This is a genomic window from Corynebacterium sp. HMSC056F09, assembly GCF_001815785.1.
Classification (GTDB): Bacteria; Actinomycetota; Actinomycetes; order Mycobacteriales; family Mycobacteriaceae; genus Corynebacterium; species Corynebacterium hiratae.
Genome location: NZ_KV821930.1, coordinates 1 through 11,659, shown reverse-complemented (window position 1 = coordinate 11,659; position 11,659 = coordinate 1). Strand labels below are relative to the sequence as shown.

Annotated in this window: 12 protein-coding genes and 5 tRNA genes; 12 read left to right on the top strand and 5 right to left on the bottom strand. The window is 59.8% G+C overall.

Features of this window, described 5'->3' with window-relative positions; translation table 11 throughout:
• From HMPREF3056_RS06005 to pstB, 3 genes are all read left to right on the top strand, one after another.
• Nucleotides 1–451 (top strand): PstC family ABC transporter permease (locus HMPREF3056_RS06005; protein ID WP_141759850.1); only part of this gene is annotated, 451 nt, incomplete at its 5' end.
• Nucleotides 452–464: 13 nt separating this feature from the next.
• The gene (pstA, locus tag HMPREF3056_RS06000) at nt 465–1,382 is read left to right on the top strand and encodes a phosphate ABC transporter permease PstA (RefSeq protein ID WP_049157154.1); all 918 of its coding nucleotides are present in this window, start codon (nt 465–467) and stop codon (nt 1,380–1,382) included.
• A gap of 41 nt (nt 1,383–1,423) precedes the next feature.
• Nucleotides 1,424–2,197 (top strand): phosphate ABC transporter ATP-binding protein PstB, encoded by a 774-nt coding sequence (gene pstB, locus HMPREF3056_RS05995; protein WP_046649300.1) that lies wholly within the window; start codon nt 1,424–1,426, stop codon nt 2,195–2,197.
• Nucleotides 2,198–2,313: 116 nt separating this feature from the next.
• On the opposite strand, the gene phoU is transcribed toward pstB, so the two are convergent.
• Nucleotides 2,314–3,042, bottom strand: a complete 729-nt coding sequence (gene phoU / locus HMPREF3056_RS05990) for a phosphate signaling complex protein PhoU (protein ID WP_049157153.1) — start codon at nt 3,040–3,042, stop codon at nt 2,314–2,316.
• 68 nt (nt 3,043–3,110) lie between these two features.
• Complete coding sequence (gene dusB / locus HMPREF3056_RS05985; RefSeq protein ID WP_070754343.1) at nt 3,111–4,256, bottom strand: tRNA dihydrouridine synthase DusB; 1,146 nt, start codon at nt 4,254–4,256, stop codon at nt 3,111–3,113.
• Nucleotides 4,257–4,432: 176 nt separating this feature from the next.
• Here dusB and HMPREF3056_RS05980 point away from each other — a divergent pair, with 176 nt between their 5' ends.
• Both HMPREF3056_RS05980 and HMPREF3056_RS05975 read left to right on the top strand, forming a co-directional pair.
• Nucleotides 4,433–5,935 (top strand): acetyl-CoA hydrolase/transferase family protein, encoded by a 1,503-nt coding sequence (locus HMPREF3056_RS05980; RefSeq protein ID WP_046649298.1) that lies wholly within the window; start codon nt 4,433–4,435, stop codon nt 5,933–5,935.
• Between the two features lie 90 nt (nt 5,936–6,025).
• Nucleotides 6,026–6,098, top strand: a tRNA-Lys gene (locus HMPREF3056_RS05975).
• A 67-nt stretch (nt 6,099–6,165) separates the two neighbouring features.
• Here the strand turns inward: HMPREF3056_RS05975 and HMPREF3056_RS05970 are convergent.
• Complete coding sequence (locus HMPREF3056_RS05970; RefSeq protein ID WP_046649297.1) at nt 6,166–6,498, bottom strand: metal-sensitive transcriptional regulator; 333 nt, start codon at nt 6,496–6,498, stop codon at nt 6,166–6,168.
• Nucleotides 6,499–6,581: 83 nt separating this feature from the next.
• Between HMPREF3056_RS05970 and HMPREF3056_RS05965 the strand changes: the two genes are divergently transcribed.
• The 5 genes from HMPREF3056_RS05965 to HMPREF3056_RS05945 all read left to right on the top strand — a co-directional run bounded on the left by HMPREF3056_RS05965 (nt 6,582) and on the right by HMPREF3056_RS05945 (nt 7,561).
• A tRNA-Glu gene (locus HMPREF3056_RS05965) sits at nt 6,582–6,657 on the top strand.
• Between the two features lie 34 nt (nt 6,658–6,691).
• Nucleotides 6,692–6,768: transfer RNA gene (locus HMPREF3056_RS05960), tRNA-Asp, on the top strand.
• 234 nt (nt 6,769–7,002) lie between these two features.
• Nucleotides 7,003–7,076 (top strand) — tRNA-Asp (locus HMPREF3056_RS05955).
• Between the two features lie 20 nt (nt 7,077–7,096).
• Nucleotides 7,097–7,169: transfer RNA gene (locus HMPREF3056_RS05950), tRNA-Phe, on the top strand.
• Between the two features lie 98 nt (nt 7,170–7,267).
• A complete protein-coding gene (locus HMPREF3056_RS05945) occupies nt 7,268–7,561 on the top strand; it encodes a GNAT family N-acetyltransferase (protein ID WP_049157635.1) in 294 nt (97 codons plus the stop codon).
• Between the two features lie 18 nt (nt 7,562–7,579).
• Here HMPREF3056_RS05945 and epsC read toward each other — a convergent pair whose 3' ends face one another.
• Nucleotides 7,580–8,143, bottom strand: coding sequence for a serine O-acetyltransferase EpsC (gene epsC, locus HMPREF3056_RS05940; protein WP_118779504.1), 564 nt, complete (start codon nt 8,141–8,143; stop codon nt 7,580–7,582).
• A gap of 114 nt (nt 8,144–8,257) precedes the next feature.
• Complete coding sequence (cysK, locus tag HMPREF3056_RS05935) at nt 8,258–9,196, bottom strand: cysteine synthase A (protein WP_175973585.1); 939 nt, start codon at nt 9,194–9,196, stop codon at nt 8,258–8,260.
• A 253-nt stretch (nt 9,197–9,449) separates the two neighbouring features.
• On the opposite strand from cysK, the gene ramA reads away from it, so the two are divergent.
• Nucleotides 9,450–10,289 (top strand): acetate metabolism transcriptional regulator RamA, encoded by an 840-nt coding sequence (ramA, locus tag HMPREF3056_RS05930; protein ID WP_046649294.1) that lies wholly within the window; start codon nt 9,450–9,452, stop codon nt 10,287–10,289.
• Between the two features lie 21 nt (nt 10,290–10,310).
• On the top strand, nt 10,311–11,579 hold the full coding sequence (gene murA / locus HMPREF3056_RS05925; protein WP_046649321.1) for a UDP-N-acetylglucosamine 1-carboxyvinyltransferase: 1,269 nt from the start codon (nt 10,311–10,313) through the stop codon (nt 11,577–11,579).
• The last annotated feature ends 80 nt before the right edge of the window (nt 11,580–11,659 follow it).

Here is an 11,659-nt window from a genome sequence, read left to right as displayed (position 1 = left end):
GCACTTTGCGACGGGCCGCAACGTCCTCACCGGTGGCATCGTGCTGGCAGTGATGATCCTGCCGATTATCGCCGCTACCGCCCGCGAGGTCTTCGTGCAGACCCCTCCGGGCCAGATCGAGTCTGCCTTGGCACTCGGCGCCACCCGCTGGGAAGTTATTCGCATGACGGTCCTTCCCTTCGGTATGTCCGGCTATATTGCCGGCTCGATGCTGGGCCTGGGCCGCGCGCTGGGTGAGACCATGGCGCTGTACATGGTTGTCTCCCCGTTGGTCGACTTCCGCTTCTCGCTGTTCGATGGCGGTACCACCTTCGCCACCGCCATCGCCTTGGCGGCCGCGGAGTTCGGTAATGAGATGCGTGCCGGCGCCTACATCGCTGCAGGCCTCATGCTGTTCCTTCTGACCTTCGTGGTCAACGCAATTGCCCGTTCCATCGTGAAGAGCAAGTAAGGAGGGAACAGAGATGACTACGACTACAACCTCTAACTCTGTCCCGGCTTCTTCCGGCCCGACCTTCCTGGATATTTCCTCGAGCCGTAAGACCACCAACAACATCGCCACCGCTCTCGTGTGGGCGACGATGATCATCGCCATGATTCCGCTGCTGTGGGTCCTCTTCGAGCTCATTGTTCGCGGTTCCGGGGCTGTCCTGAGCCCCGAGTGGTGGACCGAATCCCAGCGCGGCATCTTGGATACTGAAGCCGGCGGTGGTGCACTGCACGCCATCATCGGTACGTTCGTTCAGACCATCATCGCGACCGTTATTTCGGTTCCGATTGGTATTTTTACCGCGATTTACCTTGTGGAGTACTCCCGCGGTGGCCCCCTGAGCCGCCTCACCACCTTCATGGTGGACATTCTGTCCGGTGTGCCCTCCATCGTGGCCGCACTGTTCATCTTCGCCATGTGGATTACGCTGTTCGGCTTCAAGCGCTCCGGTATGGCCGTGGCGCTGTCCTTGGTACTCCTGATGATTCCAATTGTGGTTCGCAATACTGAGGAGATGCTCCGTGTGGTCCCCATGGATCTGCGTGAGGCTTCCTATGCCCTAGGTGTACCGAAGTGGAAGACCATCGCCCGCATTGTTCTGCCGACCGCTCTTTCCGGCATCGTCACCGGCATCATGCTCGCCGTGGCCCGCATCATGGGTGAGTCCGCGCCGGTGCTGGTGTTGGTGGGCTCTACGTCCTCCATCAACTGGGATGCGCTCAAGGGCGCGCAGTCCTCGCTGCCGCTGATGATGCTGGATATGTACAAGTCCGGTGCTGATCCGGCTGTCTTGGACAAGCTGTGGGGCGCCGCCCTCACGTTGGTTGTCCTCATCGCGATTCTCAATATCGGCGCGCGCGTCGTTTCGGCGAAATTCTCCGTCAAGAAGTAACCGTATTCACTTTCCACCTACCCCCAATAGGAGCACTACTCATGTCCAAGCTTGAGCTCAACGACGTGAACATCTACTACGGTGACTTCCACGCCGTACAGAATGTCAACATGCAAATTCCGGCGAAGGCCGTCACCGCCTTCATCGGCCCCTCCGGCTGCGGTAAGTCCACCGTTCTGCGCACCCTGAACCGTATGCACGAGGTCATCCCCGGTGCCTACGTCAAGGGTGAGATCCTCTTGGATGGACAGAACATCTACGGCTCCAAGGTTGACCCGGTGTCCGTCCGCAACACCATCGGCATGGTATTCCAGAAGGCCAACCCGTTCCCGACCATGTCCATCGAGGACAACGTTGTCGCCGGCCTGAAGCTGTCCGGTGAGAAGAACAAGAAGAAGCTCAAGGAAGTCGCCGAGAAGTCCCTGCGCGGCGCTAACCTCTGGGACGAGGTGAAGGACCGCCTGGATAAGCCGGGCGGCGGCTTGTCTGGTGGTCAGCAGCAGCGCCTGTGCATCGCCCGTGCGATTGCCGTGGAGCCGGAGGTTCTCCTCATGGATGAGCCGTGCTCGGCGCTGGACCCGATTTCTACCCTGGCTGTTGAGGACCTCATCCACGAGCTGAAGGAAAACTTCACCATCGTTATCGTGACCCACAACATGCAGCAGGCAGCCCGCGTGTCCGATAAGACTGGTTTCTTCTCTCTAGAGGCCACCGGCAAGCCGGGCCACCTCGTCGAGTTCGATGACACCACCAAGATCTTCGAAAACCCGTCCAAGAAGGACACCGAGGATTACATCTCTGGCCGCTTCGGCTAAATGCCACTAGTGCCCAAAGCCGGCGCCCTCTCTCACCTGTTTAAGGTCTAGGAGAGGCGCCGGCTTTCTTGTGCTTCGGATCGAGCCGGGTGGATCACCCACGCCCACACGCCTGCCTAGTTGCGGAATTGGCGCTCGAGCTCCGCCATGCGGGCTTCCATCTCGGCGTCGCGCTGCTCCTGGTCGCGCTTGCGCATATAGCGATCCGGGTCCAAGCCCGTGGCCAGGTAGATGATGCGCCCGGCAGCGGCGGCACAATGATCTGCGAATCGCTCGTAGTAGCGTGACAGCTGCGAAGTCTCCACGGCTTGGCGCACCGTTCCCTTCCACTCCCGCTGGGTCAGCATGCGCAGCAGGTGATGGTTGATGTCATCCACGGCATCGTCATCTTCGGTCAGGCGCAGCGCGAGCTCCGGATCGCGGGTGATGAGGATGTCTTTGAGCCCTGCAGACATGTCGAGGACGAGGCGGGTGTACTCCTCGAAATAGCCCATGATTTCTGCCGGTACAACCGGCTCTGGGTGGCGGCGACGCGCGCTCGTTGCAATGTGCTGGGATAGGCGGCCCATGCGGTAGAAATCTTCCACAATATAGATGGAGGAGATCACTTGGCGTAAGTCCTTGGCCATGGGGTTCTCCAAGGCCAGAAGGGACACCGCACGGTCTTCACAGCGCGTGCGGACCTCATCCAGTTCATCGCGCAGCGACACGGCCTCCTCAGCTGGTTGCAGGGAAGCCTCGATTAATGCCTGGGAGGCAAGAGTCATCAACCTATGGACGGTCGTGCTCATGATGATCAGATCATGGGCAAAGTTATCCAACTGTTCACGGTAAGCTGCGCGCATGCCACGTACTTTAGCCCAACTATTGGTCTAGTGCCTGTCGGGCAACACGATCAAGGCAGGTTCTGCCCCTAGCCTCCGGAGTGCATGATCTCCGCGCCTTCCGGAACCGTGGCATCCTCCGGATCATCGAGCCACCCTTCGGGCAGGACCACCTTGGCGGGTGAACCCTGGCGGCCGCGGGCGCCATCGGCGTCGTCGGCAAGCGCGGGCGAGTCGGTCCACGGCGCCAATAGCTCGCGCAGATCCTCCAAGGAATTGACGCGAGAAAGCCCCGCGCGTACCTGGCCGCCCACCGGAAAGCCTCGGAGGTACCACCCAATGTGCTTGCGAATATCGCGGCTGGCCTGGCGCTCGCCTTCGTGCTGTGTCAGCAGTTCGGCGTGGCGAATCATAATCTGCGTGACTTCCCCCAAAGTGGGCTCCGGCGGCACCGGCTCACCCCGCAGGTGGGCGGAGAGCTCCGCGAAGAGCCAGGGGCGGCCCAAACAGCCGCGGCCTACGACGACGCCGTCACATCCCGTTTGCTCCATCATGTCGTGCGCATCGGTTGCCTTGAAGATATCGCCGTTACCCAAGACGGGAATGCCAGTATCCGCTAGGTGTTCCTTGAGGCGGGCAATCTCACCCCAGTCGGCGTGGCCGGAGTAGCGTTGCGCCGCCGTGCGACCATGGAGAGCGACGGCCGCGGCACCCTCAGCAACGGCGATCCGGCCGGCGTCGAGGTGCGTTTTGTGCTCGTCATCGATGCCGACGCGCATCTTGACGGTGACTGGAATGTCCGTGCCCTCCGTGGCTTTGACGGCCGCAGCGACAATGTTGCCAAACAAACGGCGCTTATAGGGCAGGGCAGAACCACCGCCGCGGCGCGTGACCTTGGGAACCGGGCAGCCGAAGTTCATGTCGATGTGGTCTGCGAGGTTCTCGTCCACGATCATTTTGGCCGCCTTGTACGTGTACTCCGGATCGACGGTGTACAGCTGCAGTGAACGCGGCTGTTCTTGGGGGTCAAACGTGGTCATGTGCAAGGTCTTTGGGTTGCGCTCAACGAGGGCGCGTGCGGTGACCATTTCACACACGTAGAGGCCGGAGACGGTTCCGGTCTTCGCTATCTCTTGCTCGCGGCACAGCACGCGAAAGGCCACGTTGGTCACGCCCGCCATAGGGGCGAGGACAACGGGGGAGTTGAGCTGGATGTTTCCGATAGCAAGAGTCACGCCGCCAATTGTGCGCGGAACAAGCCTAGGGTGGCAAATTCTGATGAAAAAAGTGAGGGGTGCACACGGTTTGGGGCAGAGTGCGGTAAATTCGCCACCGATTCGCTAGTGTGGTGCATGTAACTAATAGGAAAGGACCGTAACCTAGGTCTTTTCTGCACATAAAAGGAGGACTCATGTCTGAGAGAATTGCATACGCGCCGTTTGAGAAGCTCGTTATGAGCGCTGACGAGGCAGCTAAGTTTGTCAATCACGGTGACCGTGTGGGAATCTCCGGCTTTACTGGTGCTGGCTACCCCAAGGCCCTGCCTACCGCCATCGCGGAAAAGGCAAAGGCAGCGCACGAGGCGGGTGAAGAGTTCAAGATTGACGTCTTCTCTGGCGCTTCGACTGCCCCGGACTGCGACGGCGTGCTGGCTGAGGCTAACGCCATCCGCTTCCGCTCCCCGTACAATTCCGACCCAGTTCTGCGTGGACGCTTCAACGACGGCTCCGCGCTGTACCAGGACATCCACCTTTCGCACTCCGGTCAGCAGGTAGAGGAGGGCTTCTACGGTGACTTCCAGGTAGCCATTATTGAGGCCGTGCGTATCGACGAGAACGGAAACATCGTTCCGTCCTCGGCCGTGGGCAACAACCTCGAATACATTGAGGCCGCCGACAAGATCATCATCGAGGTGAATGAGTGGCAGTCCCTCAACCTTGAGGGCATGCACGATATCTACCGGATTGAGAAGCTGCCGAACCGTCAGCCCATTCCGATCACCAAGCCGGCCGACCGTGTTGGCACCACCTACATTGAGATCCCAGAAGAGAAGGTCGTGGCAGTGGTCAAGACCGACGCTCCGGACCGCAACGCACCGTTCAAGGCTCCGGATGAGGTCTCCGAGAAGATTGCTGCGAACTTCATCGAGTTCCTCGAGGGCGAGGTCGCTGCTGGCCGCCTTGAGTACGACAAGTTCATCATGCAGTCCGGTGTGGGCAACGTCCCGAACGCTGTGATGGCCGGCCTGCTGGACTCCAAGTTTGAAAACATTCAGGCGTACACCGAGGTTATCCAGGACGGCATGCTCGATTTGATCGACGCCGGCAAGATGACCGTCGCCTCCGCTACCTCCTTCGCTCTGTCCCCGGAGTACGCGGACAAGATGAACGCTGAGGCTGAGCGCTACGCCAAGCACATCATCCTGCGCCCACAGCAGGTGTCCAACCACCCGGAGGTTATTCGCCGCGTTGGCTTGATCTCCTCCAACGGCATGATTGAGGGCGACATTTACGGCAACATCAACTCCACCAACGTCTCCGGTTCCCGCATCATGAACGGTACCGGTGGCTCCGGTGACTTCACCCGTAATGCTTACATCTCCACCTTCGTCTCCCCGTCGGTGGCCAAGGATGGCGCAATCTCCGCCATCGTGCCGTTCGTGTCCCACACCGACCACACCGAGCACGACACCATGGTCATCATCACCGAGTACGGTGTGGCGGACCTGCGTGGTCTCGCTCCGAAGGAGCGCGTGGAGAAGGTTATCGCCGTGGCGCACCCGGACTACCGCCCGCTGCTTGAGGAATACTACGAGCGTGCCAAGGCTAATAAGTTCCAGCACACCCCGCACGATCTGAAGACCGCCTTTGACTTCCAGGTGAACTTCATGGAGAAGGGTGACATGCGCGGTTAATCGCTCATGCCGCTCGGTCGTGGCCCTTACCGCTGGAGGTGAGGGCCATTTCCTTTTCCTTAGTGTCACCTACTAAGATGGATGGGCGTTGGGCCTTTAGCTCAGTTGGTAGAGCTACGGACTTTTAATCCGCAGGTCGCGGGTTCGAGCCCCGCAGGGCCCACAGAAAGAGCCGCCTTCGGGCGGCTCTTTTGCGTTGTAGGGTGGCCCACTCAGCAGGCTTTGCTCCTCTAGCTCTTCACGAGCTTCCGGATGGCCCGCATGGCCTCCTCTAGCTTCTCTGTGGCTACTTGCCCGTCCTCGGCGGCGGCTCCTGCCACGCAGTGCTCTATGTGGTCTTCTAGCAGCGCTAGGGAGACGTTCTCGAGCGCTGAGGTGACCGCGGAGATCTGCGTGATGATGTCGATGCAATATTGGTCTTCCGCAATCATGCGGTGGATGCCTCTGGTTTGGCCCTCGATGCGCTTGAGACGCGCTAAGTATTTTGCCTTTTGCTCGCTATCGGAGTTGTAGCCGTGAACGCCGGGCTCGTGGCAGGAGCAAGTATCGCGCTGGTCAGCCATGGTTTTCCGCCTTTCTGCCGGGGCGATTTGGTTAAGTAGGGATGTCTCCAGTATATTTTTACAAAGTTGCCTCAAGGCAACGGGCCCCCATCGTCTAGCGGCCTAGGACACCGCCCTTTCACGGCGGCGGCACGGGTTCGAATCCCGTTGGGGGTACCAACACTAACGTGTTGGTACATAAGTCAATATGTATGGCCCTGTGGCGCAGTTGGTTAGCGCGCCGCCCTGTCACGGCGGAGGTCGCGGGTTCAAGTCCCGTCAGGGTCGCCATACCAAGCCTCGGAGCGGTGTTTGTAGAAACACGCTTCGAGGCTTGAATTGTTTTGCTTGTCATAGCCCACTCAAGGCGGGGTCGGGACCGATAGGTCTAGGTGCTGTGTGGCAGTCACGTGGACGATACTTCTTTACTCCTAAAAACCGTAGATGACATGCTGATTTGGTGTGTTTCTCAAGCTTTGTGTAGAGTACTTATTCGTGCCCAGCGCACAAGAGATAATTGAAAATGGCCCTGTGGCGCAGTTGGTTAGCGCGCCGCCCTGTCACGGCGGAGGTCGCGGGTTCAAGTCCCGTCAGGGTCGCCGAAGTCCTTGTGGCTTCTGGCCAGATAGCTCAGTCGGTAGAGCACACGCCTGAAAAGTGTGGGGTCGCCAGTTCGATCCTGGCTCTGGCCACAAGAAAGCCCCCTCCAGTACTGGAGGGGGCTCTTTTGTTTCCTTGTTCCCCCGGAGTTGCTCTAGTGGTCTGCTGCTTTTTGGTTTAATGGGGCACCATGACTACTTCAGTTGCGCACCAAACCGATCGATCCCGCTTCGTCATCACCGTCGATGGCGAGGAAGCAGGCTTCGCTGAATACAGTGACTCCGCCACCACGCGCGAATTTACGCACACGGAAATTTTTGAGTCTTTTCAAGGCCAAGGCCTGTCCAAGCCTCTGATCAAGGCGGCGTTGGATGATGACTCGACGATAGCCCGCCAAGTCATCCCAACGTGCAGCGCCGTGGCGCGGTTTATTGAGAAGAACCCTGAATACCAGCGTCTGACTAACCGTGAGGGCAACCTCTAAATACGGAGTCGGCCGCCCTTAGATGTAGAAGTCTGGGTCCACCAGCTTGATGCGCTCATCCTTCTTGCGAGGACGGTTCTTAGCGGGAATACCCGTAGCGGTGTGATGAGGGGGTACATCCTTCGTCACCACCGCATTGGCGCCCACTGCGGAGCCCTCACCGATAGTGATGGGGCCCAGCACCTTGGCGCCGGCGCCGATGGTCACGTTGTCCCCGATCGTTGGGTGGCGCTTTGTCTGCGTGAGAACCTGGCCGCCGAGCGTGACACCGTGGTAAAGCATAACGCCATCGCCGATCTCGGCAGTCTCACCAATGACGATTCCCATTCCGTGGTCAATGAAGAAGCGCCGACCAATTGTGGCGCCGGGGTGGATCTCAATTCCGGTGAAGAAGCGGTTCACCTGGGCCAAGATGCGTGCCGGCCCGCGCCAGCCACGCTTCCACATGCGGTGGGCAATGCGGTGCGCCCAAATAGCGTGGAGGCCGGAGTAGACCACGGCGTTCTCGACGTCGCCGCGCGCGGCCGGATCATGCTCGCGCGCGTTGGCGAGGTCTTCACGAATCATCTTCAAGATGTGCATGCAAACCATCCTATCTAGAAAGAAAAAGCGCCCCCTAGCACAGAGGGCGCTTTTATTCGGGGTGCTCACCGCAGTGCGCTTTGCGACGCCCCGCGGAAAGCCACGCTGGGAACTCTAAGCCTCGCGGATGTCCTCGAAGAGGATGGTGGAGACATAACGCTCACCAAAGTCCGGGGCGACAACCACGATGGTCTTGCCCTTGAACTCTTCGCGTGCAGCCAGCTTGAGAGCAGCGGAGACGTTGGCACCGGAGGAAATGCCGACGAGCAGGCCCTCCTCGGTGGCCAGCTTGCGGGCAGTGGAGACAGATTCCTCGGTGGTGGCGGTGAGAACCTCGTTGAGGATCTCGCGGTCCAGAACCTCCGGGACGAAGTTAGCGCCGATGCCCTGGATCTTGTGCGGGCCTGCCTTGCCCTCGGACAGGACGGGGGAGTCGGAGGGCTCTACAGCTACCAAGTAGGTATCCGGGTTCTGGGAGCGCAGGTAGCGACCAACGCCGGTGACGGTGCCGCCGGTGCCGACGCCGGCTACGAAAGCATCAACCTTGCCCTCGGCGTCCTCCCAGATCTCGGGGCCGGTGGTTGCCTCGTGGATCTTCGGGTTTGCTTCATTAGCGAACTGGGAAGCCAGGATCGCGTTGGGGGTTTCGGCAATAATTTCGTTGGCCTTCTCTACGGCACCCTTCATTCCGGCAGCGCCCGGGGTCAACACGATCTCAGCGCCATAAGCGCGCAGCAGCACCTTGCGCTCGTTAGACATGGTCTCCGGCATGGTCAGGATGACCTTGTAACCCTGGGCTGCGCCGACAAGCGCCAAGCCAATACCGGTGTTGCCGGAGGTGGCTTCAACGATGGTGCCGCCCGGCTTCAGCTCGCCGGCTTCTACGGCGGTGTCGACAATCGCCTTGGCGATGCGGTCCTTGACGGAATTTGCGGGGTTGAAGGACTCAACCTTCACGAGCACCTCGGCGCCGAGGCCCTCGGTCAAACGGTTGAGGCGGACCAGCGGGGTTCCGCCGATGGTTTCTAGAATGTTGTCGTATACAGCCACGATGTGGACTCCTTGTAAATAACTTCCGATGTACAGCAGACACCTTACACCCCGCTACTAGACAAAGTAGTATATAAATTCTGAACAGAGCATTCGGGCATGGTATGTGGGATTTGGGGTGACGGAGTAGGGCGCGGTGCGATTTAGAATTACCCCCGTCGGACGGTTATACTTCGCAAATAGTGTTCACCTACCCCCGTTTCAGGCGGGGAATGTGGGTGCACCTGCTGGTTACCCCCGAGTAAGAGAGAGCCTCATGGAGCCGCACCGACTCAAGGATGATGACGAAGCCGTACGCGCAGCGCTATCGTCGCTGAAGACCGCAACGGGAATTCCCGTTACGATGTACGGAACCTTGCTGCCGGATAATCGTTTGCAGATTACCCACTGGGTAGGTCTGCGCACCCCGGCCTTGCAGAACTTGGTGATTGACGCGAATGTGGGCGTCGGCGGGCGCGTTGTCAGCACTCGCCGCGCTGTAGGTGTATCCGATTACACCCGCGCCACGACGATCAGCCACGAGAACGACCGTTACATCCAGGATGAGGGACTGCACTCCATCGTGGCGGTGCCGGTGACTGTGCAGCGTGAGATCCGCGGCGTTCTTTATGTTGGTGTTCATTCGCCGGTCCGCTTGGGTGACAAGGTCATCGAGGAGGTCACCATGACCGCCCGCTGCCTCGAGCAGGATTTAGCGGTTAATTCCGCACTGCGCCGCGCCGATGGGGGCAAGGGCGGCGCCGCTCGCGGGCACGTGATGAACGGCGCCGAATGGGAGCAGGTGCGCTCGACGCACTCCAAGCTGCGGATGCTGGCTAACCGCGTCAACGATGAGGACCTCCGCAAGGAATTGGAAGCCCTCTGCGACCAGATGGTCTCCCCGGTGCGCGTGAAGCAGACCACCAAGTTGTCTGCGCGCGAGCTCGATGTTTTGTCTTGCGTGGCGTTGGGGCACACCAACGTTGAGGCGGCAGAGGAAATGGGCATCGGAGCCGAAACGGTGAAGTCTTATCTGCGTTCTGTCATGCGCAAACTGGGGGCCCACACCCGCTATGAAGCGGTCAATGCGGCCCGTCGTATCGGCGCGCTGCCCTGATTGTAGGTAAGTTGGGTGGGCGTGAAAGACCAATTTATTGTCTCCGGTGGGGCGCGCCTGCAGGGCACCGTCAAGGTGGACGGTGCCAAAAACAGTGTGCTGAAGCTGATGGCTGCGGCACTGTTGGCGGAGGGCACGACCACGCTGACCAACTGTCCTGAAATTCTTGATGTTCCCCTGATGCGCAAGGTCCTCGAAGGTCTCGGGTGCTCAGTGGAGATCGATGGCCACACAGTGCGCATCACCACTCCGGCCGAGCTGCACTCCAACGCGGACTTCGACGCCGTGCGGCAGTTCCGCGCGTCCGTGTGCGTGCTAGGTCCGCTGACGGCGCGGTGCGGTCACGCCAAGGTGGCTTTGCCGGGTGGAGATGCCATTGGCTCCCGCCCCTTGGACATGCACCAGTCCGGACTCGAAAAAATGGGTGCGAGCACGCGTATTGAGCACGGTGCCGTCGTAGCGGAGGTTGACCACCTGCACGGCGCAAGCATCAAGCTCGATTTCCCCTCTGTGGGCGCCACAGAGAATATTCTTACCGCTGCCGTGCTTGCCGACGGCGAAACTCAGCTCCACAACGCCGCCCGCGAACCGGAAATCGTCGATCTGTGCCTGATGCTTAAGGAAATGGGTGCTGACATCACTGGTGAAGGTACGTCCACCATCACGATTCGCGGTGTGGACAAGCTTCAGCCGACGGAACACGAGGTCATCGGTGACCGCATCGTGGCCGGGACGTGGGCCTATGCCGCAGTCATGACGCGCGGAGATATTACGGTGGGCGGCATCGCTCCCAAGCACCTGCACCTGCCTTTGGAAAAGCTCAAGTCGGCCGGTGCCGATATTGAGGACTATGTCAACGGCTTCCGCGTGCGTATGGATGGGCGCCCCACCGCCGTGGACTACCAAACGCTGCCTTACCCAGGCTTTCCAACGGATCTTCAGCCCATCGCTATTGGACTGTCCGCGGTTGCGGAAGGTACTTCCATCATTACGGAGAACGTGTTCGAGTCCCGTTTCCGATTCGTCGATGAGATGTTGCGCCTCGGCGCCGACGCTCAGGTGGATGGCCACCATGTTGTCATCCGCGGCCAGGAGCGGTTGTCTTCAACGCATGTCTGGAGCTCCGACATTCGCGCGGGCGCCGGTTTGGTGCTCTCTGCGCTCTGTGCAGATGAGACGACTACCGTCCACGATGTTTTCCACATCGATCGCGGATATCCCAACTTTGTAGAGAACCTGCAAACGCTGGGGGCGACCATCGAGCGCACTCAGGAGGAAGAGCTCTACTAGGCAGCAGTGCTTGGCGACGTCCCCATGTAACACACCGTTTCGGTGAACTACCTGGGGATTTGTTGTTTGTTGGGGGTGTG

Bases quoted from the DNA above. Each gene is read 5' to 3' on its own strand.
- pstA (WP_049157154.1), top strand. From the start codon at position 465: ATGACTACGACTACAACCTCTAACTCTGTCCCGGCTTCTTCCGGCCCG.
- pstB (WP_046649300.1), top strand. From the start codon at position 1,424: ATGTCCAAGCTTGAGCTCAACGACGTGAACATCTACTACGGTGACTTC.
- phoU (WP_049157153.1), bottom strand. From the start codon at position 3,042: ATGCGCGCAGCTTACCGTGAACAGTTGGATAACTTTGCCCATGATCTG.
- HMPREF3056_RS05980 (WP_046649298.1), top strand. From the start codon at position 4,433: ATGTCTGAGAGAATTGCATACGCGCCGTTTGAGAAGCTCGTTATGAGC.
- HMPREF3056_RS05970 (WP_046649297.1), bottom strand. From the start codon at position 6,498: ATGGCTGACCAGCGCGATACTTGCTCCTGCCACGAGCCCGGCGTTCAC.
- HMPREF3056_RS05945 (WP_049157635.1), top strand. From the start codon at position 7,268: ATGACTACTTCAGTTGCGCACCAAACCGATCGATCCCGCTTCGTCATC.
- epsC (WP_118779504.1), bottom strand. From the start codon at position 8,143: ATGCACATCTTGAAGATGATTCGTGAAGACCTCGCCAACGCGCGCGAG.
- ramA (WP_046649294.1), top strand. From the start codon at position 9,450: ATGGAGCCGCACCGACTCAAGGATGATGACGAAGCCGTACGCGCAGCG.